Origin of the sequence: Streptomyces justiciae, assembly GCF_015163075.1 — a bacterium.
Taxonomy (GTDB): domain Bacteria; phylum Actinomycetota; class Actinomycetes; order Streptomycetales; family Streptomycetaceae; genus Streptomyces; species Streptomyces justiciae.
In genome coordinates this window covers 559,957-581,225 of the sequence record NZ_JADDXU010000003.1, presented here as the reverse complement: position 1 = coordinate 581,225, position 21,269 = coordinate 559,957, and the positions used below count along the sequence as shown (strand labels likewise).

Below are 21,269 nucleotides of genomic sequence, written 5' to 3'. Positions count from 1 at the left end.
GCGTTGCCTGAGCTTCCGCCGGAGTAATCACCGGCCGCATCCGGACTGCCATGTTCCGGCCATTGCCCGGCCCACGCGGCCCTGGCGCAGGCCGACGCCGCCCCACAGTTCGGCACCGGTCCCCACGAGGGGAGGGACCGGCGCCGGACGATGGGGCGGGCCCGTTTCATCGGCGGGCGGGCCCTGTCTTATGAACGGGGCGGCCGCATCCATCCTGCCGACCGCGCCGCCTCCGCGGCTTGGGACGCCTTCAGCACCGTACGGAAGGCCGCGTTGGAGAGGCTCCCCGGGCGGTCGTCGTTCTCTTGGCTGCTCTCGTGGTTGTTGGCGTCGTGGGTCTGTGCCGCCGCCTGGGCCGCCAGGGCTGCCGCGGCGGCGACGTTGCGGGCGCAGCGGGCGTCGGCGGCCGGGGCGGGGGCGGACGCGGCGAGGGTGCTCGTCGAGTGGGCGGACAGGCGCAGGGAGTGGGCGGCGCGGCCGGCCGGGCTCTTCGGGACGAGTTCCACGGCGTCCGGGCCGATGCCCGCGTGGCGGCAGGCGGCCTCGGCGCGGGCGTAGGCGCTGCGGGTGCGTTCGGCGTGGCCTGTCCTGAGGGACTCCGGCGTGGTGGTCGGCGGGCAGCTGTCGGTTGTGGCTGCGGGTCTGGATATCTGACGGGTCGTCAATTATGGTCCCCGTGCCGTTCCGCTTCCCAAGGGGTGAGTCAAGGGGTGAGTGCAGTGGAGACACGTCCCCTCAGTCCGCAGCCGTCGGGGGAACCGCGCTGGGTCGCGATGTTCCGGCGGCCTTCCACCGATTCCTGGCGGGTGGCCGCGGAGTCGCCTCACCGAGGGCCGGTGCTGTACGCCGTGGGCGAGATGAGCCAGACCCTGCGGGCGCGCGGGGAAGAGGTGAGCGTGGAGGTGTGGGGTCCCGGGGAGGGCGGTGGCTGGCAGACCCCGGCGCGCGACGACTCCGCTGCCTCCGCTGCCGTGCCTGAAGCATCTGTGACGGCCGTCGGTGCGGTCGGGGCGCCGGACAAGCTGGTCGAGCGCATGCAGGACCGGCGGCATCAGGTGCTCATGGCGGGGCTGAGCAAGGCGGGCCGGTACGACCTCGCGCCGGAGGACGTCGCGGCCGTACAGGCCCTGGTCGACCGGCTCGACGAGACGACCCTGCGCACGGTGGCCGGTTGGTTCGCCGGGGCGGCGGGAGGGCACTGACCCTCCTGGGAGGGACGTGCAGGAAGATCTCGGTCGACCCTGAGCGGTGCTACGGCTCGGGGGACTGTGTGTACCGGCTGCCGTCCGTGTTCACGGTGGTGGACGGTTTCGGGACCGTCCTACCGGGGCGCGAGGAGGCCGAGGACGAGGCACGCGTGCGTGAAGCGGCGGAAGGGTGCCCCTCGCGGGCGATCAGCGTCAGCGGATGACGTCGTCGAACGGGGATCTCTGCTGCGGGGCCTGCGGGGTCGTACGCCACTGAAGAGCGGCGAGTGCGCGCGCCCGTTCCTCTATGACGGACATCCGGGCCTCGCGTTCGACCGGGTCCACGTGCGGGGGCTGTCCGGTCACCTGGCCGTCCCATTTGCGGTACAGGAGTCCGACCTCCTGTGAGAACCAGCCGCGGCTCACGGAGTTCAGCGCGAGCAGCAGTCCGGTGTCGTCGGACGCGGGCAGGGCCATCCAGCCGCCGAGCGACGGCAGCAGCTCGCGTCGTACGCAGAGCGTCGCGGGGTGGACGGGCGCGCGGAAGTCGTTGGTCCGCCAGTGGTGGAGGACTGCTCCGTGTTCGATCGGGCCGTGGTCAGGGTCGCCGGGGAAGCCGGTCGTCGAGCCCTCGGGGAAGGGGTCCAGGACTCGGGAGGTCGCCCAGCCGAGAGCGGGGTCGGCCTCTAGCGCGGTCAGGTCGCGGGCGAGAGCGCCCGGTGGAAGCAGGTCGTCGGCGTCCGGAACCCTCACGTACTCGCCTTCGGCGTGCGCGAGCGCGATCGTACGGGCGACGCCGGGGCCGCCGGGGCGTCCCTGGCGGAAGGTGACGCGGTCGTCGTCGGGCACGTACGGGGCGACGGCTTTGTTCTGCCGTCCTCCTGTATCACCCAGTGCCATTCCCAGCCGTGGGGCAACCGCTGCTCGCAGAGGGAGCGGTAGGCCTCCGGCAGGTAGCCGGCAGAGGGGGCGTGTACAGCGGTGACGATGACGATGCGCCGGTTCACGGCCTCACCCTGACGACCAGGGGTTTCCGGTCTTCGGGGTGGTCAAGTGGTACGAGGTTCTGCTGTTACGTCGAGGTCGTGCGCGCGTGCCGGGTGTTCAGCGGCCGTGCGGGGCGGCCGGCTCGGCCTGCGGGGCGGCGGCGGTGTCGTCGCAGAGGGCCGTCGCCTCGTCGGTCGACTCGGTGTCCGACGGGGAGCGGTGGCGGCAGCTCGGGGTCTTGCCGTGGGCCTCGGCGCGGATGCGCTGCTTCATCGTGGGCGGCAGGGACCTGGCGTGGGTCAGGGACCAGGACCAGGCCGCGGCCCACGGGGTCAGCTCCGGCGCCGTGGCCGGCGCGGTGCTGTTGCGGGTGGTGTCGGCCTGCGGTACGGCCGCCGCGGCGGTGGTGGTGACGAGTCCGAGCGTCGTGCACAGCGCCAGGAAGGCGGTGACGATCGCGGTCCACAGCTTCATGACCTTGTTCCGGTCCATGGCCCCTCTACTTTCGGGTTGGGCGATTTGCGTACTTTCCTCATGATGTGTATGAGGGCCGCGAAAGCACGGACCGACGCCCATGGCGCGTCGATCTTCAGATGAACACCACCCGGATGGGCGCAAGGGGCCTGAAAACCGGAGAAGAGGGGAGGAGGTGCAGCAAAAGTCACCGTGTGTGGAGGTGTGATCACCCTCCGATCGGAGCGGCGTCATCCGCTTCTATTGCGGTGCGGAAGGCGGAAGTTGAGGGGCTGACGCAGGTCACCGATCGGTCTCGGACGGTGTGTATAGTCGGGCGCCAGAGGTCCCCTACGTCAAGGAAAGACGAGGTCGCGCGGTGAAGAAGCTTCTCCTGGTCGCACTGGCCGCCATCGGCGGGCTCCTCGTGTACCGCCAGATCCAGGCGGATCGCGCCGAGCAGGATCTGTGGACGGAGGCGACTGACTCCGTGCCCACGGGTTCGTGAGCACTGACACCCGATTCTGAACAGACCCCGGCCGCCGTTGCGGTCGGGGTTTTGCGTTGCCTGAATCCGGGGGTGAGCCTCGCTCCGGCTGGGCAGGATGGGCCACGGTCCGGCGACGGTTCGGCCCGGCGACGAGGAGAGGTGGCGGGTTGCGGTGGGGCGGCGTACCGTGCGGTGGCGTTCTCGGCCGTGGACCGCTCTGCGTCCGGCACTCGTGTCAGTGGTCGTGGCGGCCGTCACCCTGATGGGGCAGACGGGGTCGGTTGCGGCCGAGGGGGCGGAGGCTGCCGGGTCCGGGTCGTACGGCTTCTCGTCCGATGACCAGCCGGTCGACGGTGCCGCGGGCACCGGGGACGCCGAGCTCCTCGTCCCCGGCAAGACCTACAAGAGCGCCCTTCCGGCGGACAGCGACGTCTACTACCGCCTCGAACTCGACGACGCCTCCGACGCGTACGTCTCCGTCACCGCCGTCCCGCGCGCGGGAGCGACGGTGACCGCGTCGGACGGCATCAGGGTGACCGTGCAGGACGCCGACAGCCGTAACTGCTCCATCGAGAGCGAGCTGGTCAGGGCGGGGCGCAGTCCGCGGCCGGTCGTGGTGTCGGGGATGCGGGAGATCTCCTCCCGGCGCACGGCGTGCCAGGACGAGGGCTCGTACTACGTGATCGTCCACCGCATCGCCGGGACGGGCGGGACGCCGGACGACTGGGATCTGGAGCTGGCGCCGTTCCTGGAACCGCGGCTGGAGAACGCCGTGGGCACCACTCCGCCGGAGAGCCCGGACCCGGACTCCGACTCCGCCTCCCCCGGCGGCGTCAGGGGCGTGGCCACACCCCGCTCCGGAGGCGCGGGCTTCGGTTCGGCCGCGCCGGTGGAGCAGGGGGTCTGGAGCGCCGACATCTCCCCCGGCCAGACGCTCTTCTACGCGGTACCGGTCGGCTGGGGGCAACGACTCGGCGCCACCGCCGAACTGGGCAGCACGGTCCGCGGCGCTTATGTGGGCGGCGCCCTGACCATGTCCCTCTGCAACCCCGCGCGCGGTCCCGTCACCGACGTGAGCCTCGGCTACAGCGGCGGCCAGAAGTCGGCCTCGCTCCGCTCGGTGCCGCCCGTCGACTACGCCAACCGGTACGGCTCCTCCGGCGCGGTGAGCGGCATGCGGTTCGCCGGCTCGTACTACCTCGTCCTTCATCTCTCCGAGCGGATGGGCGAGGAGTTCGGCGCTGGGCCGTTCGAAGTGACGTTGCGCGTACGGGTCGACGGCTCGGCCGAGGCGGGGCCCGCGTATGCGGGGCGGTTCCAGCCGCCGGGGCCTTTCGAGGTGGCGGCTCAGGGGCCGGGGGCTGCTGAGGGAGGTGACGGCGGCGGGGGCGGAGCCGCGGGGGACGACGCGGTGATGACGGTGGTCGCTGTCGCCGGCATCGGAGGCGGGACTGTGTTGTTGGGGGTGCTCGGGGTGTGGACGGTGGTGGCTCGGCGGCGGGCTGGGGGCGCCGCGTAAGGGGGTTGGCCTGGGCCGTCACCGGGGCGGCTCGCTCGCGGGCGTGGGTTGTTCAGATGCGGGTCAGTGCCCAGAAGCCCACGGCGTAGCAGGTCAGCGCCAGGAGCAGGAGGGGGAGCGTCACCTTGGCCGGGGGGCCCGGGCGGCGTCGGGCCCTGGAGCCGCGGCGGCGGGGGATTGGCTGGGCCGGAGGCGGAACCTGCGGGACCCGAGCGGTGTATGAAGCAGTAGAGGCATCGGCGGGCTGACGCGGGAGCGGTGGGGTCAGGGGCGGTGCCGGGTGGGGGGACTGGTGCGGCTGATGCGGCCGGCCGGGCTGATCGTGCCGGTCGGGCTGGTGGGGCGCTTCGGGACGGGGGGTGGACAGGACGTGCGTGGGGTCGTGGGGGGCGATCGAGGCCGGGTGCGGGGCCGGGTGCGGGGGCTGTTGTGGTGCGCCGCTGTGCTGTGGTTCTGGGGCGGTGGTCTGTGGAGGCGGCAGGTGGAAGCTGCCGGTGTCCGACATGGAGGGCGGTTGCGCTCCGGTCGAGGGGGCCGTGGCGGGAGGGTGCTGGGGGCGGGGTGGCGTGATGTCCGGTGTGGGACCGGTGGCGGTGCCTTGTCGTGGGTCGGGCGGTACGACGCCGGGGGCGGCGGCGTGATGCGGATCGGTCGTCGTCGAACCTGTGGGGGTGTGACGGGGATCGTTCGTCGTCGAACCCGTGGGGGTGTGACGGGGATCGTTCGTCGTCGAACTCGCGGTGGCGCGACGGGGATCGGTCGTCACCGAACCCGTGCCGGGCCATACGGAGTCGGAGGAGCTGTCCGGCCAGGGAGAGTCCGTCGGCTTGCGGGGTGTGCCCGGTGGAGCCTCCGGCCCGCTGATGCCCTGCGTCCCCGTGACACCCTGCGGTTCTGTGGCTTCCCGGGCTTCCCGCGCCGCCCTCGCCCCCCGGGTCGTCTCCACACCCGGCGCCGGTTTGAGTGGTCCCTCGGGGCCGAACCCCGGTGGCAGGGGCCCGAGTTGGTCGAATATCTCGATCAACTCGTCGTCGGGGCCCGGCTCGGGCAGCAGTTCCATGGCCGAGGCGAGTGCTTTGCGTGCCCCCGTGGCCGTGCGGAACCGCGCCTGTGGATCGGGCTGGAGCAGCATGGCCACGACCTGCCAGAGCGGCTCGGGGATGCCCTTGGGCGCACCCGGTGTGCCGTGCGCCGCGAAGTACTGCACGAGCGCCTTGGTGTCGGGCCGCGCGCCCTCCAGGAGATAGAGGGCGACCAGACCTACGGCGAACAGGTCGGCGGGGAAGTCCGGTTCGGAGCCCATCATCTGCTCGGGCGAGATGTATCCCGGCGTCCCCACCACGAGGTCGGTCTCCGTCAGGCGCGGCTCGCCCAGCCGCATGGCGATGCCGAAGTCGGACAGCCGCAGCCGGGGGCGGCCCGCGCCGGTGGCCTCCAGCAGCAGGTTGGCCGGCTTGATGTCCCGGTGGACGACGTCCTCCGCGTGCACCGCGGCCAGCCCGGACAGCAACTGGTCCAGCAGCGTGCAGACGAAGGACGGCGGCAGCGGGCCGTAGTCCCCGACCAGGTGGACCAGCGAACCGCCGCCGACCAGGTCCATGGTGAACAGGACCTTGTCGTCGTCGGCGGCCCAGCTGGCGGGCGCGAGCACATGGGGGTGGTCGATCCGCAGCGCCTGCTCACGGACGAACCGGAGCAGGGAGTGCGCGTCGCTCTGCTGGAGCACCTTGGCGGCGACATAGCGCCGACGCCGGTGGTCCCAGGCGCGCCAGACGGCGCCGACGCCACCGCGCCCGATCGGGTCGACGAGTTCGTACCGGCCGGCGAAGACCTCACCCATGGCTGTGCGTCGCTCCTCCCCCTTCGGTCTCCCCCCTTGCTTCCCCCACTGCGAGGGATACGACTCCCGTCGCATCCCTCGGAGATGAGTGACACCCCTCATGTAACCCTCACGCCCGGGAGATGAGAGCCCGCGCGATGAGAACCCGGTGGCTGAGGCCCGGGCGGGTCCGGTGGAAGGACACGCCCCCACGTGTCGTTCTCCGGTCCCTGTGTGGTGAGGCGCGACCCCCTCGCGCCTTACCGGGTCAGCTCTGGTGGGACTGGTAGTGCGTGACGGCGTCGGAGGTGCGGCCGGCGCCGTAGACCCGGAGGAACTCTGCCAGTTCCGGGTGGGTCGGGGCGAGGGTGTCGGCGGCGTCGATGATGTCGCCGGCGGCCGCGACCGAGCGCAGCAGCGACTGGATCTCGCGGACGACCCGCTTGACCGTCGGCGCTCCCGAACTGCTCGTCGTGGTCGTGGTGTTGCTGAGCACCGAGCCCCCCTGGGACTTCTTGATCTCGTCCATCCGTTCCGTCGCCTCGGCGGCGCTGACGCTGCCGTCCGCGACCTGCCCCGCCAGGTCCTGGAGCAGCTGCACCCGCTGCACCACGGCCGGGTTGCCGATCTTCGCCCGCTGTCCGCTCATCAGCTGCGACAGCATCGGTGCCGACAGTCCCAGTACCCCCGCGAGACGAGCCTGGTTGAGGCCAAGATCGTCTATGAGCTTACGGAAGAGCGCCCCCAGCGGCTCCCCGTACCAGTTCCGCTGCAGTTCCCGCGCTCTTGCGGTGGCTTCCTGCTGTGCGGCGTCCATTGCGTCTCCCCATCGCTTCCCCAAATACCGCGGTTCGCTGTAGCGAACCACGCCGAGCATCTTACGGAGAGTGGTCATCCATCGGGACCCCCAATCTTTTTGCGAGATACCCCGGGTGACCCGGTACTCTGGTCTGCGGCGCCCGCCGGTGGTGTGACTCCTCCGGACGGACGCTCCTTTTCCGGGGCCTTAGCTCAGTTGGTAGAGCGCTGTCTTTGCATGGCAGATGTCAGGGGTTCGACTCCCCTAGGCTCCACAACGAAGAACCCCCTGACCTGCGGGAACGCGGTCAGGGGGTTCTTTCTGTCCGCGGCGACCTGACAACGTCTGGTCGACGACAGTGACGTGTTCCAGCCAATCCCCCTAGCTTTGGGGGGTGATGACGGCTGAAGCTATGGGGCTCATCGAGGAGCTCGTCGCCGAAGGGGTCGCGCCGTGGTGGGAGGCGGGTCCGCAGGAGCGGCCGGCGGTGCTCGACGCCGTGCGGTGCGGGTTCCGCGGGATCCGGATGGCGTCCGGGACGCCGCTGGGCGCGGTGCGGGCGGCGTGTGACGCGGTACGGGTGAGCGGCGGCTTCGTGTCGGTCGCCGCGGCCGCCTTCGACGGGGCCGACGACCCGGAGGCGTGGGTGGCGGCGGCCCGGGTGCTGCGCAGTGCGGTGGACCGGCCGAACGTGCTGGTGAGCGTGCCGGCGACGCCGTCCGGCATCGGCACCGTGGCCGACTGCCTCGCTGAGGGGATCGGCGTGGAGTCCACCCTGGTCTTCTCGGTACGTCAGTACCGTGCCGTCCTCGACGCCCAGGGGGCGGGACTGGAGCGCGCCCGGGAGCGCGGTGTGGAGCTGGCGGGCCTGGGCACGGCCGCCTCCTGTGAGCTGGGGGCGCTGGAGGACGAGGTGGACGCCCGTCTCGACCGCCGGCCCGGCGCCCCGGCGAGCGGGCTGCGCGGCACGGCGGCCCTGGCCACCGCCCGGCTGCTGTACCGGGCGCGCGAGACGGCGTTGGGCGGGGAACGCTGGCAGAGTCTGCGGGCCTGCGGTGCCCGGCCGCCGATGCTGCTCTGGTCGGGGACCCGGCCCGAACAGGTGCGGACCCTGGTCAGCTGGAACACCGGGCATGTGATGACGACGCGGACGGTGGAGGCGGCGGCGCGTGGCCGGGCGCTGGAGGGCGACACGCTGCTGGGGTGTCATGAGCAGTCCCTGCGCGAGCTGCGCTGTCTGGCCGAACGGGGCGTCGACGTGGACGTCGTAGGAGAGGAACTGCTGCGGGCCCGGTCCCCTTGGGGAGCCGGGCCCGTGGTGTCAGTGGGCGGCGGCCGGCAGCGGCTGCCGGAGGTCGGTGAAGCCGGTGCCGGCCAGCGCTAGCAGCGGGGCCGCCTTGACGACCGTCTCCTCGAACTCGGCGGCCGGGTCGGACAGGGCGACGATCGCGCCGCCGACGCCGTACCGGAGCCGGCCCGGGGTGACGACGGCGGTGCGGATGACGACGCTGAAGTCCGCGGCGCCGGTCAGGGAGAGGTAGCCGATGGCGCCGGAGTAGATGCCGCGGGGGCCGTTCTCCAGGCGGTCGATGATCTCCATGGTGCGCGGCTTGGGCGCGCCGGTCATCGACCCCGGCGGGAAGGCCGCGCGCAGACAGCGCACCGGGCTGCTGTCGGGGCGCAGCCGTGCGGTCACGGTGCTGACGAGCTGGTGGACGGTGGCGTAGCTCTCGACGGCGAACACCGGGTCGGCCCGTACGCTGCCGGTCTCGGCGCAGCGGCCCAGGTCGTTGCGGACCAGGTCGACGATCATCAGGTTCTCGGCGCGGTCTTTCTCGTGCGTGCGCAGGTCGGCGACGAGGGCGGCGTCCTCCTCCGGGGTGGCGCCGCGCGGGCGGGTGCCCTTGATGGGCTTGGACTCCACGACCCCGTCGGCCGAGACGCGCAGGAACCGTTCGGGCGAGGTGGAGAGCACCGCCAGCTCGCCGAAGCGCAGGAGGGCGCCGAAGGGGGCGGGGCTGGTGCGCCGCAGGAAGCGGTACGCCTGCCACGGGTCCAGGGCCGTCTTCGCCTCGGCCATGTTGGTCAGGCAGATCTCGTAGCTATCGCCTGCGGCGATCTCCTCCTGGCAGGTGTCGATGAGCCGGAGGTAGGCGTCGCGGTCGTGGCGCAGCCGCAACTCCCCGAAGGGGGCCGGGGGTTCGGGTGGCGGGGCCGGGAGGGCGCCGGTGAGGGCGGTGAGGCGGCGGGCGGTGGCGTCGAGCCAGGCGCGGGCGGGCTCCGGGGCGTCGTGCTCGGCGAGGGCCAGCAGGTGGGTCGTACCCGTCTCGTGGTCGAGGACGAGGGCGCGGTCCGCGAAGACCATCACGGCGTCGGGTTCCTCCGCGCGCGGGCCGGGCGGGGCGCCGCACTCCGCCTTGAGGCCGTAGCCGAGGTAGCCGGTCCAGCCGAGGGCGAAGTCGCAGGGGAGCGGCGGTACTTGGACGTCGAGGGCGGCCATGTCCCGGTCGAGCCAGTCCAGGAACGGGCCCTCGACGGTCTCCTCGGACGTCGCCGACCGCACGGTGACGGTGTTGGTCGCCACGTCGGCCGTGGCCACCCGGGCCAGCGGTCCTGAGGCGTCGCCCATGACGGAGAAGCGGCCCTGGCCGTCGCGGCGGCTGCTGTCCAGCCAGAACGCGTGGTCGGCGGCGTGGAAGAGACGGTCGTGGAGCGTCTCGTCGTCGCAGGGCGTGGGGACCTGGGCGGTGAGCACGCGCAGGGAGCGGGTGGGGGTACGAGGGAGGGGTGCCGGGCGCTGGAGCGTCACCGTCTCGCGGCGGCGGCCGGCGCCGGTCCGGGCCAGGCGGTGGAAGTTGGCCAGCAGCTCGTCGCCGTACTCCGAACAGATCGACTCGGGATGGAACTGCACGCCCCACAGCGGTCGTTCACGATGCCGCAGGCCCATGACCACGCCGTCCGGCGTCCACGCGGTGACCTCCAGAGGGTCGGGGAGGCCGGTGACGGCGAGGGAGTGGTAGCGCGCCGCCTCGAACGGCGAGGGCAGGCCCGCGAACAGGCCCTCGCCCTCGTGCAGCACCGGCGAGGTGCGGCCGTGCCGGGGCTCCGGGGCGCGGCCCACGCTCGCCCCGTTCAGCAGCCCGATGCCCTGGTGGCCCAGACAGACGCCGAGCAGCGGAAGGTCCGTGCGCTCGATGATCTCGCGGCAGATGCCGAAGTCCGCGGCGCGCTGCGGGGTTCCGGGGCCGGGCGAGATGACGACGGCGTCGAACTCCGCCAGCAGCGCGGGGTGCCAGTCCGGGTCGTCGTTGCGGACGACCGTCGGCTCGGCGCCGGTGACGCGCGCGAGCTGGTGGACGAGGTTGTAGGTGAATGAGTCGTGGTTGTCGACGAGCAGGGTGCGCATGGAAATCCGGTCTCTCCGCAGGTCGGATCCGTGGGTTCCGGTCAGCTGTTCGGCGCGGTCCGCTCCGGTCAGCCGACCGGCACGATCTGCTCCGGTCAGCCGACCGGCACGATCTGGAGCAGCAGGTGCTCGACGATCTCGTTGCCGTACTCCCCCTCCCGGACCCGGCAGCTGTTCAGGACCCGCAGCTCGCGGCCGGTCTCCTCGGCGATGCGGGTCAGGCGGGGGTGGTCGCCGCGGCTGCTGAAGTGCAGCAGCGCGCGGCCGCCGGACGTCGTGCGCAGCGGGGCCTGCTCCAGGTAGCGGCGGTGGGTGCGGTAGCCGGCGTCGACGTAGACGCGTTCGTGGGCGGAGCGGTACTCGTAATGGTCGGGGCCGAGCACGTAGTTGGAGCTCCAGAAGACGGTGTCGAAGCGTTCGCCGGCGTCGAGGCCGGAGAACAGGTCGCCGTGCACGGCCCTGACCCGGTCCGTCATGGCGTGGCGGCGGGCGTTGACGGCGGCGTTCTCCACCGCCCGCACGTTGATGTCCGAGGCGACGACCGGGGTGTGGCCGGCCAGGGCGGCGGTCACCGCGATGGCCCCCGTACCGCAGCCGATCTCCAGGAACGAGCCGCGGCGCACCTCTTCGACGCCGGGGCCGGTGAGCCCGAGGAAGTCCAGGGCCACGCCGGTCGACGGCGAGTACACCGGCGCGAACACCTCGTCGAGCAGGTCCCATTGCCGTCCGGCGAGGGTGAACACGTCGGGCCGGTCGGCTCGGTTGAGGGACTGTCGGCTGCGTTCCAGGGAGCGCTGGTAGTCCTGCACCTGCGGTGTGTACGGCATGAGTCCCCACCCGTTCCGGTCTGCTGGCGGCGTCGCACTGTGCGTTGCCTGTGCTGCCGAGCGTGACGGGCGGGACGGACGCGGCGGAAGGTGCTCCGGCAACAGCGCGGGCCCGCCGGTGAGGTGACCGCGCCACCGTCGGCGCCGCTGACCTGCGCTTTTGAAGTTGCGCGGTCAAGAACTGGTTGACCCTCGGTAAAAACCTGAACTAGGTTTTCCGGAACGATCTGGTCCATGCTCTGGGGGAGGGCCGCGGGTTGCAGACCGGTGGGGGCCTGCTGGACGCGTATGTGCTGGCCATGCTTGACCTGCTGGCCAGGGAGGCGCCCGCCGAGCGCTTCGAGGAACTGCTGGGGCAGGCGGCCGAGGCCGGTGTCTCCGCGACGGACCTGGCGCAGCTGACCACGGCCAAGGACCGTTCGCTGGAGGTCAGACAGCTGTTCGCCCGGCGTCAGCAGCGCGAGGCCGGACTGTCCGCGCTGGTCGACACGGCACGCGATCTGACCCATCCGTACAGCCTGGACACCCTGCTGGCGGTGATCACCCGGCGGGCCCGGCTGCTGATGGGCCTCGACATGTCCTGGGTGAGCCTGCACGGCGACGACGGGGTGTCCGAGGTCAGAGCCGCGGACGGCCATGCCTCGGCGATCACCGTCGGGTTCGAGGTACCGCTCGCCGGCGGGGTCGGAGCGCACGCGCAGAAACGGTCCGCTCCCTTCTGGACCCCGGACTACCTGCACGACGACAGCTTCGTCCACAACGAGACCATCGACCACGTGGTCCGCTCCGAGGGGCTGCGGGCCATCATGGCCGTCCCGCTGCGCCACGAGCACTCCACGCTCGGCGTGCTCTATGTCGCCGACCGCAACATCCGGCACTTCCTGCCCAACGAGATCTCGCTGATGGCCTCGCTGGCCGACCTCGCGGCCGTCGCCATCGAGCGGACCCGGCTGCTGGAACGGACCCGCACCGAGGTCGCGGAGCTGACGGGCGACGTCTCGCAGGCCATGGACTCCTCGGCGGCCGTGCGCCGCCTGCACAGCGTCCACCGCGGCCTGATCGACCTCGCCCTCGGCGGCAGCGAACTGCCCGCCCTGCTGGAGCGGGCCGCTGCCGAACTGGACGGCGCGCTGCTGGTGCGGGGCGCGATCGGCAAAGATCTCGCGTGTACGGAAGGCTTCCCGGATTTTTTGTCGGGCCTCGGATCTACCCGCATAGACCTCCGTGGAGAGGGCTCCCCGGTCGACCGGCTGTGCCTGGACGCGCAGGCCGCCGACGGGCCCGTACGCTGCGACGACGGCACCGGCGGCGTGCTCTCGGCCTGCCCGGTGACCGGCGGCACGGAGAGCCTCGGCACCCTGCTGCTGCACGGCGCCCGGCCCCCGTCCGAGGCGCAGGAGCAGCTGCTGGGCCTGGTCGCGCAGGCCGTCGCGGTGCAGCTGCTGATGCAGCGCAGCACGGCGGTGGCCGAGGGCCAGGTCAGGGACGAGCTGCTGCACGACCTGCTGCACGTCTCCCAACTGCCGCCCACGCAGCTCGCGGCGCGCGGCCGCCGGCTCGGCGTCGACCTCGCCGAACCGCACGTGGTCGTGGTGGTCCGCCCGGAAGGCGGCTCACAGAGCCGGGCCAACGCCTGGGCCTCGGCGTGCGCGCACCGGCTGTCGGGGCTCAAGTACGTCGACGGCGGCCACATCGTGTTACTGCTGCCCGGCGACGATCCGTCGGGCGCCGCCAGATCCGTACAGCGCGAACTCTCCGTCGTCCTCGGGCATCCGGTGACCGGTGGCGCGGCCGGGCCGACCACCGCGCCGGACGACGTCCGACGCGTCCACCAGGAGGCCCGGCGCTGCCTGGACGCCCTGACCGTGCTGGACGGCGTCGGCGGTACGGCGTCGCCGAAGGAACTGGGGTTCCTGGGGCTGCTGCTGTCGGAGAAGCAGGACGTCGAACGGTTCGTACGGTCGGCCGTCGGGCCCGTACTGGACTACGACCACCAGCAGTCGACCGAGCTGCTACGGACCCTGGAGTCGTACTTCACCTCCGGCAGCAGCCCCACGCGGGCGGCCGAACTGCTGCACGTCCACCCCAACACCGTCTCCCGCCGCCTGGAACGGATCACCGACCTGCTCGGCGCCGACTGGCAGGAGCCCACGCAGGCGTTGGAGGTGCAGCTGGCGCTGCGGCTGCATCGGACGCGGCATCTGCTGGGGGGTGGGCAGTAGGCGTACGACGGTTCAGGCGCTGCGTGCCGTGATGACGCCGGAGGTGTCCAGGGTGCGGGCCGCGTAGGCGACGGAGGCGAGGGTGGTGTGGCGGTGCCAGCCCTTGAAGGAGCGGCCGACGAAGTCCCGTAGCCCGACCTGCTCACCGGTCGTGGCGCAGTCCCGGGCGACCCGGCGGGCCAGCTTGGCCAGCCTCAGCAGGGCGGGGACGGGCATCCGGTCCAGGTCGGTCAGCCAGAACTCCGTCGGCGGCCGGCGCGGGTCGGTCCGTGCGGCGCTCTGGGGGGCGGTCCACTCGGCGAGCAGCAGCCCCGGCCGGCCTTCGTCCGGCAGCGTCACCGGGACGCCCACGACCAGCGAACTCCGTACGGTCGTCGGGCCGGCCAGCGGATCGGCCCACTGGACGGGGCGGCGCAGGGCCCGCAACGAGTCGGCGATCCGCTGCGCGGCGAGCGCCCCGGCGCCGAAGCCGGGCAGCGACGGCTCGGCCACGGCCAGCGCGGTGCCACCGGGGACCCGCACCAGCAACGGCACGCCGGCCTCCCGGTACCGCCGCATCGCCGTACCCAGATCCGGGCCCGCCGCCCCGAGGACCACCGGCCGGCGCGGCAGGTCCCACTTGAGCGTGGACCGCACGACAGCGGCCGCGCACTCCTCCAGGCTCTCCTCACCCGCGCCCTCGGGGATCTCCGCCCGCCGCCGCCGTTCCGCGTCGCGGATCCAGCCGCCGGGCAGATGCAGCCGCCAGTTGACCGGCGCGCTCGCCCGCTCGGAGGCGAACCACAGCCCGAACGCCTGCTGCCCGCTGTCCGGCCGGCCCGCGCGCGGCACGAACTGCCGGCCGACGCCCACCGAGTGCTCGCCGACCTTGGGGATGGCCATCGGCTGCACCACCCAGGCGGCTGGGGTGACGGCGTCCTGGAGGCGGTGGGCCAGGGCCGCCCGCATCGGTGACCAGTCCCAGGTGGAGGCGGCGATGAGGTGGTGCAGGCTCTGCTCGGCCGCCCCGCCGCCGACCGCGGAGGCGATCCGGCGCACCGACTTGCGGCCGTCCGCGGCGAGCAGTCCGCGCACGTACTGCTCGGCCCACCAGCGCTGGTCCTTGCGGCGCAGCACCCGGGGGAAGAGCGCGGCGGACAGCTCGGCCACGACGTCCGGCGGCTGATGGAAGCCGGCCCAACCGAGGTCCGCGCCGGGGCGGTCGAAGGCGGCTTCGCTCAAGGGGGCTTGGCTCAAGGCGGCTTCGCCCAAGGGGGCTTGGCTCAAAGGGGCTTGGCCCAAGGGGGCTTGGCTCAAGGCGGCTTCGCCCAAGGTCGCCTCGCTCGAAGCGGCCTCGCTCAAGGTGGCCTTGCTGAAGACGGCCTTGCTGAAGACGGCCTCGCTGAAGACGGCTCTGCTCACGGTGACGCCTGCCTCTCGCCCGCTGACTTCTGACGCGTCTCACCCTGCCGACCGGCCGGGCGTCCGGAGGAGGTGCCCGGGGAACCCCGTCCGCCCGGCGGATGGTGACCGGACCACCACCCCGGGTCGTCGAAGGGCGGACGAAAGGGCTCGGCAGGGTCCCCGGGAGGTGGTCCGGCCACCATCCGCGGCCCGGCGTTCCCCTCAACTGACGGCGACCTGACGGATTCCTGTGGACCTGATGAGGATCACGGACCGTGCTTGTGACACCACCGGCCCGCTCCACACAGTGATGGTCGTGATCAACGCCCGGCACCGGGGCCCGACCGCAGGGTGACCGGATCGCGCCGGGTTCCCTTCACCACCGTCCGGGGGCCGTTCATGCCGTCACCACACCTAGCCGACGCCGTCGGCGCCCATCGCGAGAGACGTGCCGACCGCGTCGCCCTGTCCTGCTGCCACCAGAGCGTCACCTACCGGCAACTCGACGACCTGACCTCGACGTTCGCCGACCAGCTGGACCGGCTGGGCCTCGCGCCGGGTGCCGTCGTCTGCGTCCCGGCGCACAAGTCGCCGCAGACCGTCGCCCTGTTGCTGGCCGTGTTCCGCAAGGGCCTGGTCGCGCTCGTCCCGTCGCCCGACCTCGGGGCCGAGGCGCTGGCGCGGCTGAGCCGGCAGGCGCGTGCCGTTCAGCTGCTCGGCGCGGACGAGCGGGGCACCCTGTCGGCCGAGCCGATACCGCCCGACGAGACCGAGGCAGCCGGGTTCGCGATCCCCGACCCCGACCGCACCCGGCTGCTGCTCACCACCTCCGGTTCCACCGGAACCCCGAAGATCGTGCCCATCCCCGCCGACGGCTTCACCGCCTTCGCCGACTGGGCCACCGACGCCTTCGCCCTCACCGGCGACGACGTCGCCCTCTCCTACGCCCCCCTCAACTTCGACCTGGCGCTGCTGGACGTGTGGACCTTCCTGCGGCTCGGCGCCCAGGTCCTCCTCGTCGGCAAGGAGCAGGCCGCCGACGCGGGGCGGCTCGCGGAGCTGGTGAGCGGGCGGGGGGTGACCTTCGTCCAGGGCGTGCCGATGCTGCACCGGCTGCTCGCGCAGGGCCCCTCCCAACCCACCGTCCGACAGGCCGTGTTCACCGGCGAGGCGATGCCGGCCGACCTGCTGCCGCCGGTGTTCGAGGCGTATCCCGAAGCCCGCTTCCACAACGTCTTCGGCTGCACGGAGACCAACGACTCCTTCGTGTACGAGGTCCCCCGCACCCCGGCTCCCCAGGCCCGGATGCCGATCGGCCGCCCCCTCCCGGGCGTACGTGCTCTCGTACTCACCCCCGACGGGACCCCCTTGGACGGCCCCGGCACCGGCGAACTCGTCGTCTCCACGCCCTTCCAGACCGACGGCTACCTCCGCACCGCCCTGAACGAGCGGGCGTTCACCGAGATCGACGGCCGCGCCCACTACCGCACCGGCGACATCGTCACCCGCGGCGCGGACGGCCTCGTCCACCTCGAAGGACGCGCCGACTGGCAGGTCAAGGTGCGCGGCATCCGCACCAACCTCCAGGAGGTCGAGGCCGTCATCACCACCCACCCCGATGTCGCCGAGGCGGTCGTCGTCGCCCTGCCCGACGACCAGGCGGGGGCCCGGCTGCACGCCAGGGTGACGCTGCGTCCCACCGCCGTGCTGACCGGCCTCGGCCTGCGCAGCCATGTGGGCGCACGGCTGCCCCGGCACGCCATCCCGTCCTCGGTCCACCTCACCGACCAGCCATTGCCCCGCACTTCCACGGGCAAGCCCGACCGCAACCGGATCAGAGACGACCGTATGAAGGAGACCGCGACCGCATGACCACCCCGACCCCTCATGCCATAGCCGACGAGCTGCGCGCCCACATCGCCGCCGAGTACCTGGCCGGCGAGGACGCCTCCGACCTCACCGACGACTTCGACATCGTCGCCTCCGGCGTCATCGACAGCCTCGGCCTCGTCCGCCTGGTGTCCCACATCGTGACCGCCTATCAGGTCCCGGTCGACGACCTGGAGATCAAGCCGGAGCACTTCCGGAGCATCGCCGCGATCACCGAGCTGATCGTCCGGCACTCCGCCCCCGCAGCGGCCTGACCACCGCTCGAGAACCCTTCGACACCCCTTCGACACCCCTTCGACAAGCCAAGGAGTACCCCTGTGTTCACGCGCACCGTTGACGAAGTCGCCCCCGTCGAGTGGGGCAACGGCACCAGCCACCGGCTGCTCGTCGAGGCCGACCGGATGGGCTTCGCCTTCGCCGTGACCCTGGTCCGCCAGGGCACCACGAGCGCGCTCCAGTACCGCAACCACCTGGAGGCCTGCTACTGCGTCGCGGGCTCCGGCGAGGTCGTCGAGAAGGACGGCACCCGGCACAAGATCATGCCGGGCACGATCTACGTCCTGAACGAGCACGACCCGCACTACCTCATAGCCTCCGACTACGAGGACCTGCACCTGGTCTCGGTCTTCAACCCGCCGATCGTGGGCGACGAACGGCACACCCTGTCCGAGGACGGCTTCTCCCAGTACTGACGGCCCTGACGGCCCGACGTTTCGACTGTCCGCCTGTTCGCCTGCTCAAGGAGCGGCCATGTCCGATCAGCCACCCCCCTCCGACCTCCTCCACCTGATGGCCCCCTGGGCCGACCGCCTCAACGCCGACCTCGAAGGCCTCGACAGCAGGGCCGAGTTCTCCCGCGACAAGTGGTCGGCCGTCCAGGACTCCGGCCTCCTGCGCACCCCGTTCGCCCCCGCGTACGGCGGCCACGGCCGGTCCCTGACCGACACCATGCGGGCCCTGGAGGGACTGGGCCGCGTCTCGCACGACTCCGGCCTGTCCTTCTCGGCCTCCACCCAGATCGTGTCCGTGGGCACACCGCTCCAGCGGTTCGGCGACGACGACCTGAAGGAGCGCTACCTCCCGAAGATCGTCTCCGGCGATCTGATCACCGCCCACGCCATCACCGAGGAGTCCGGCGGCTCCGACGCGATGAACATCTCCACCACGGCCGTCCGCGACGGCGACCACTACGTCGTCAGCGGCGGGAAGATGTTCATCACCAACGCCCCCGTCGCCGACGTCTTCCTCCTCTACGTCCGCACCGGCGCCCCCGGCCCGTTCGGGCTGACCTGCCTCCTCGTCGAGGCCGGGACGCCCGGCCTGGTGGTCGGGCCGGCCATGGACAAGATCGGGTTGCGCACCAGCCCGATCGGCACCCTCGCCTTCGAGGAACTGCGGGTGCCGGCCGCCCAGCGGGTCGGCGGGGAGGGCGCCGGGTTCCTCGTCCTCGATCACGTGATGAAGCGCGAGGTGCTCTTCTCCTTCTCCATCACGCTCGGCGAGATGACCCGCCGACTGGAGGAGACGGTCCGATTCGCCAAGGACCGCACGCAGTTCGGCCAATCCATCGGGAAGTACCAGGCGATCTCCCACAAGATCGCCACCATGAAGATCCGGACCGAGACCGCCCGCAAGTGGCTGCGGGACACCGGCGCGAAGGTGGAGGCGCGCAAGGACGCCGCCCTCGACCTCGCCGCCACCAAGACCGTCGTGTCGGAGGCGAACGTGCAGAACGCCCTCGACGCGGTCCGTATCCACGGCGGCCGCGGGGTCCTCACCTCCCACGGCGTCGAACGCGGACTGCGCGACTCCGTCGCCGGGACCATCTACTCCGGCACCAGCGAGATCCAGCGCACCCGGATCGCCAGCCTTCTCGGCCTCTGACCAGGGAACCCGTCATGACCACCACCGACGTGACCAGCAGCCTCACCGCGCCCACCGAGTTCCTGGACTACGAGTCCGACGCCGTCCAGACCTTCATCGACGCCGTCGTCGACGACCGCTCGGCCGACCGCCGCGAGAACGCCGTGAAGCTGTACTACGCGGTCCGCGACACCGTCCACTACGAGGTGTACGGCGCCGACCTGTCCCGCGAGGGCCTCAAGGCATCCAGCACCGCCACCGCCAAGTCAGGCTTCTGCCTGCACAAGTCGGCCCTCTTCGCCGCCGCCGTACGCGCCCTCGGCATCCCCTCGAAACTCGTCTACGGCGACGTCCGCAACCACCTCGCCTCGCCCCGCCTGATCGAGCACATCGGCGGCGACGTCTTCTTCCACGGCCTCACCCAGATCCACCTCGACGGCCGCTGGGTGAAGGCCACCCCCGTCTTCAACAAGGTGCTCTGCAAGCTGTACGGCATGCAGGCCCTGGAGTTCGACGGGCGCACCGACAGCCTCTACCACCCGCACGGCAGCGGCGCCGCCATGGAGTTCCTCAAGGACCACGGTGCCTTCGACGACCTGCCCTACGAGTTCGTCATGGCGTCCATGCGCACCGCGCACCCGCGGTTCCTGGACGGCGCCGGAACCGGCACGGTCCCCGGCGGCTCGCTCGCCCTCGAAGCCGCCACGTCGCCCACCCCGAAGAGCTGAGGAGCCCCGACATGACCGTCACCGCCCCCGACCCCACCCTCCTCGACATCGACGAGGAGGTCCGCGAGGCCCTGCACGAAGGCCGCCCGGTCGTCGCCCTGGAGTCCTCGGCCATCCCGCACGGCCTGCCCTATCCCGCCAACCTCGACCTGGCCCTCGACATCGACGCCGCCGTCCGCGCCGAGGGCGCCGTCCCCGCACGGGTCGCCCTGCTCGACGGCCGGATACGCGTCGGCATGACCAAGGAACAGCTCGAACTCTTCGCCGCCGACCCCGCCGTACCCAAGGTCAGCACCCGGGACATGGGCATCACCCTGGCCCGCGGCGGCTCCGGCGCCACCACCGTGTCCTCCTCGCTGGTCGCGGCGGAGCTGGCCGGCATCAGGGTGTTCGCCGTGGCCGGCATCGGCGGCGTGCACCGGGACGCCCCGGACACCTTCGACATCTCCGCCGACCTCGTGCAGTTCACCCGCAGCAAGGTCGCCGTGGTCTGCGCGGGCGCCAAGTCGATGCTGCACCCGGCGTGGACCCTGGAGTGGCTGGAGACGGCCGGCATCCCCGTCCTCGGCTACCGCTGCGACGACTTCCCCGCCTACCTGAGCGTCAGCACCGGCATCCCCAACCCGCACCGCCTGGACGACCTGCGCGACATCGCCGCCGTCGTCCTCGCCCACTGGCGGGCGGGCAACGCCACCTCCCCGCTGATCACCCACCCGATCCGCGAGGCGGACGGCATCCCGTCCGCCGACATCGAGGCCGCCCTCGCCGACGCCACCGCCGAGGCCAAGGCCGCGGGCGTCACCGGCCCCGCGATCACCCCGTACCTCCTCAAGGCGATCTCCAAGGCCACCGCGGGCCGCACCTCGGCCGCCAACCGGTCGGTGCTGCTGTCCACCGCGAGCCTCGCCGGGCAGTTCGCCGGCCAGTTCGCCCTTGAACTGGCGGCGGGAGTGGACTCGTGACGGCCGCCCAGGGACCCGACGCCGTCCTCTTCGACCTCGACGGCACCCTCCTCGACACCCCCGGCGCCATCGCCGGCGTGCTCACCCAGGTGCTGGAGCGGTCCGGCCACCCCGACGTCCCCGCCGACCGCATCCGCGCCACCGTCGGCAAGCCCCTCGGAGCCGTCTTCGCCGAACTCACCGGGCTCCCAGAGGAACACCCCGACGTGACCGCCTCGGTCGCCCTGTTCCGGGAGCTGTTCCGCGAGGAGGTCGTCCCCAAGGCCGCCGACCTGGTCTTCCCCGGCGTACCCGAACTCCTCGGCAGGCTACGGGCCGAGGGCCGCCGGACCGCGATCTGCACCAGCAAGATCCGGGCCAGCGCCCTCGAACTCCTCGAACCCGCGGGCCTCCTCGACGCGTTCGACGCCGTCGTCTGCCACGGCATGGCCCCGCGCGGCAAACCCCACCCCGACCTGGCCCTGCTCGCGGCCCGCTCGGTCGACGTGCCGCCCGGCCGGTGCGTGGTCGTCGGCGACGCCGTCGACGACATGCGGATGGCCGCCACGGCCGGCATCCCCGCGATCGGCGTCACCTACGGCGTCGCCACGCGGCGGCAGCTGACCGAGGCGGGCGCCGGGTCGGTGGCCGAGACGGTCGAGGAGCTGGCCCAGGCACTGGACCCCGCCCAAGCCCAAGCCCTCGCTCAAGCCCAAGCCCCTCAGGCCCCGCACCTCTGACGGCACGACAACAGA

At 72.2% G+C, this 21,269-nt stretch carries 20 protein-coding genes, 1 tRNA gene and 2 pseudogenes; 14 read left to right on the top strand and 9 right to left on the bottom strand.

Going from position 1 to position 21,269, the window contains the following annotated elements:
* Positions 1-188: 188 nt before the first annotated feature.
* Complete coding sequence (locus IQ210_RS11015) at positions 189-665, bottom strand: hypothetical protein (RefSeq protein WP_194078720.1); 477 nt, start codon at positions 663-665, stop codon at positions 189-191.
* Between the two features lie 54 nt (positions 666-719).
* On the opposite strand from IQ210_RS11015, the gene IQ210_RS11010 reads away from it, so the two are divergent.
* Positions 720-1,202 carry a hypothetical protein gene (locus IQ210_RS11010; protein ID WP_256784870.1) on the top strand — a complete coding sequence of 161 codons (483 nt, stop codon included), beginning with the start codon at positions 720-722 and terminating at the stop codon, positions 1,200-1,202.
* Positions 1,172-1,411, top strand: a complete 240-nt coding sequence (locus IQ210_RS11005; protein WP_407699692.1) for a ferredoxin — start codon at positions 1,172-1,174, stop codon at positions 1,409-1,411. The genes IQ210_RS11010 and IQ210_RS11005 overlap by 31 nt, the downstream gene beginning before the upstream one ends.
* Here the strand turns inward: IQ210_RS11005 and IQ210_RS11000 are convergent.
* A pseudogene (locus IQ210_RS11000) lies at positions 1,401-2,194 on the bottom strand (glycosyltransferase family 2 protein). The gene IQ210_RS11005 and the pseudogene IQ210_RS11000 sit on opposite strands and share 11 nt — an antisense overlap.
* 97 nt (positions 2,195-2,291) lie before the next feature.
* Entirely contained in the window at positions 2,292-2,666 is a 375-nt protein-coding gene (locus tag IQ210_RS10995) for a DUF6344 domain-containing protein (RefSeq protein WP_194078718.1), read from the bottom strand.
* Positions 2,667-3,006: 340 nt separating this feature from the next.
* Here IQ210_RS10995 and IQ210_RS47185 point away from each other — a divergent pair, with 340 nt between their 5' ends.
* Together IQ210_RS47185 and IQ210_RS10985 are read left to right on the top strand one after the other, a co-directional pair.
* Positions 3,007-3,135, top strand: coding sequence for a DLW-39 family protein (locus IQ210_RS47185; protein ID WP_003999697.1), 129 nt, complete (start codon positions 3,007-3,009; stop codon positions 3,133-3,135).
* Positions 3,136-3,361: 226 nt separating this feature from the next.
* Positions 3,362-4,636, top strand: coding sequence for a hypothetical protein (locus tag IQ210_RS10985; RefSeq protein ID WP_322656343.1), 1,275 nt, complete (start codon positions 3,362-3,364; stop codon positions 4,634-4,636).
* Between the two features lie 52 nt (positions 4,637-4,688).
* Here the strand turns inward: IQ210_RS10985 and IQ210_RS10980 are convergent, their stop codons facing one another.
* Together IQ210_RS10980 and IQ210_RS10975 are read right to left on the bottom strand one after the other, a co-directional pair.
* Positions 4,689-6,476, bottom strand: a complete 1,788-nt coding sequence (locus IQ210_RS10980) for a serine/threonine-protein kinase (RefSeq protein ID WP_194078716.1) — start codon at positions 6,474-6,476, stop codon at positions 4,689-4,691.
* 247 nt (positions 6,477-6,723) lie between these two features.
* On the bottom strand, positions 6,724-7,272 hold the full coding sequence (locus tag IQ210_RS10975; protein ID WP_093825278.1) for a helix-turn-helix domain-containing protein: 549 nt from the start codon (positions 7,270-7,272) through the stop codon (positions 6,724-6,726).
* A gap of 183 nt (positions 7,273-7,455) precedes the next feature.
* Here IQ210_RS10975 and IQ210_RS10970 point away from each other — a divergent pair.
* Together IQ210_RS10970 and IQ210_RS10965 are read left to right on the top strand one after the other, a co-directional pair.
* A tRNA-Ala gene (locus IQ210_RS10970) sits at positions 7,456-7,528 on the top strand.
* A 123-nt stretch (positions 7,529-7,651) separates the two neighbouring features.
* Positions 7,652-8,638 carry a transaldolase family protein gene (locus IQ210_RS10965; protein WP_194078715.1) on the top strand — a complete coding sequence of 329 codons (987 nt, stop codon included), beginning with the start codon at positions 7,652-7,654 and terminating at the stop codon, positions 8,636-8,638.
* Here the strand turns inward: IQ210_RS10965 and pabB are convergent.
* Both pabB and IQ210_RS10955 read right to left on the bottom strand, forming a co-directional pair.
* Positions 8,576-10,660, bottom strand: a complete 2,085-nt coding sequence (gene pabB, locus IQ210_RS10960) for an aminodeoxychorismate synthase component I (protein WP_194078714.1) — start codon at positions 10,658-10,660, stop codon at positions 8,576-8,578. The two genes, IQ210_RS10965 and pabB, sit on opposite strands and share 63 nt — an antisense overlap.
* A gap of 95 nt (positions 10,661-10,755) precedes the next feature.
* A complete protein-coding gene (locus IQ210_RS10955; RefSeq protein WP_194078713.1) occupies positions 10,756-11,487 on the bottom strand; it encodes a methyltransferase domain-containing protein in 732 nt (243 codons plus the stop codon).
* Between the two features lie 257 nt (positions 11,488-11,744).
* Between IQ210_RS10955 and IQ210_RS10950 the strand changes: the two genes are divergently transcribed.
* Entirely contained in the window at positions 11,745-13,709 is a 1,965-nt protein-coding gene (locus IQ210_RS10950) for a helix-turn-helix domain-containing protein (RefSeq protein ID WP_322656342.1), read from the top strand.
* 12 nt (positions 13,710-13,721) lie between these two features.
* Here IQ210_RS10950 and IQ210_RS10945 read toward each other — a convergent pair whose 3' ends face one another.
* The gene (locus IQ210_RS10945; RefSeq protein ID WP_228047616.1) at positions 13,722-14,930 is read right to left on the bottom strand and encodes an IS701 family transposase; all 1,209 of its coding nucleotides are present in this window, start codon (positions 14,928-14,930) and stop codon (positions 13,722-13,724) included.
* Positions 14,931-15,044: 114 nt separating this feature from the next.
* Positions 15,045-15,110, bottom strand: a pseudogene (locus IQ210_RS48465) (pentapeptide repeat-containing protein); the annotation flags it as partial.
* 381 nt (positions 15,111-15,491) lie between these two features.
* Between IQ210_RS48465 and IQ210_RS10940 the strand changes: the two are divergent.
* The 7 genes from IQ210_RS10940 (at position 15,492) to IQ210_RS10910 (ending at position 21,254) form a co-directional block, all read left to right on the top strand.
* The gene (locus IQ210_RS10940) at positions 15,492-16,964 is read left to right on the top strand and encodes an AMP-binding protein (protein WP_194078712.1); all 1,473 of its coding nucleotides are present in this window, start codon (positions 15,492-15,494) and stop codon (positions 16,962-16,964) included.
* A complete protein-coding gene (locus tag IQ210_RS10935; RefSeq protein WP_194078711.1) occupies positions 16,961-17,236 on the top strand; it encodes an acyl carrier protein in 276 nt (91 codons plus the stop codon). Before IQ210_RS10940 ends, IQ210_RS10935 begins: the two co-directional genes overlap by 4 nt.
* Positions 17,237-17,299: 63 nt before the next feature.
* Complete coding sequence (locus IQ210_RS10930; RefSeq protein ID WP_194078710.1) at positions 17,300-17,674, top strand: ectoine synthase; 375 nt, start codon at positions 17,300-17,302, stop codon at positions 17,672-17,674.
* A gap of 58 nt (positions 17,675-17,732) precedes the next feature.
* A complete protein-coding gene (locus IQ210_RS10925) occupies positions 17,733-18,866 on the top strand; it encodes an acyl-CoA dehydrogenase family protein (protein ID WP_194078709.1) in 1,134 nt (377 codons plus the stop codon).
* A gap of 14 nt (positions 18,867-18,880) precedes the next feature.
* A complete protein-coding gene (locus IQ210_RS10920; protein WP_194078708.1) occupies positions 18,881-19,573 on the top strand; it encodes a transglutaminase-like domain-containing protein in 693 nt (230 codons plus the stop codon).
* A gap of 11 nt (positions 19,574-19,584) precedes the next feature.
* The gene (locus tag IQ210_RS10915) at positions 19,585-20,535 is read left to right on the top strand and encodes a pseudouridine-5'-phosphate glycosidase (protein WP_194078707.1); all 951 of its coding nucleotides are present in this window, start codon (positions 19,585-19,587) and stop codon (positions 20,533-20,535) included.
* On the top strand, positions 20,532-21,254 hold the full coding sequence (locus IQ210_RS10910; RefSeq protein WP_194078706.1) for an HAD family hydrolase: 723 nt from the start codon (positions 20,532-20,534) through the stop codon (positions 21,252-21,254). Before IQ210_RS10915 ends, IQ210_RS10910 begins: the two co-directional genes overlap by 4 nt.
* Positions 21,255-21,269 lie beyond the last annotated feature (15 nt).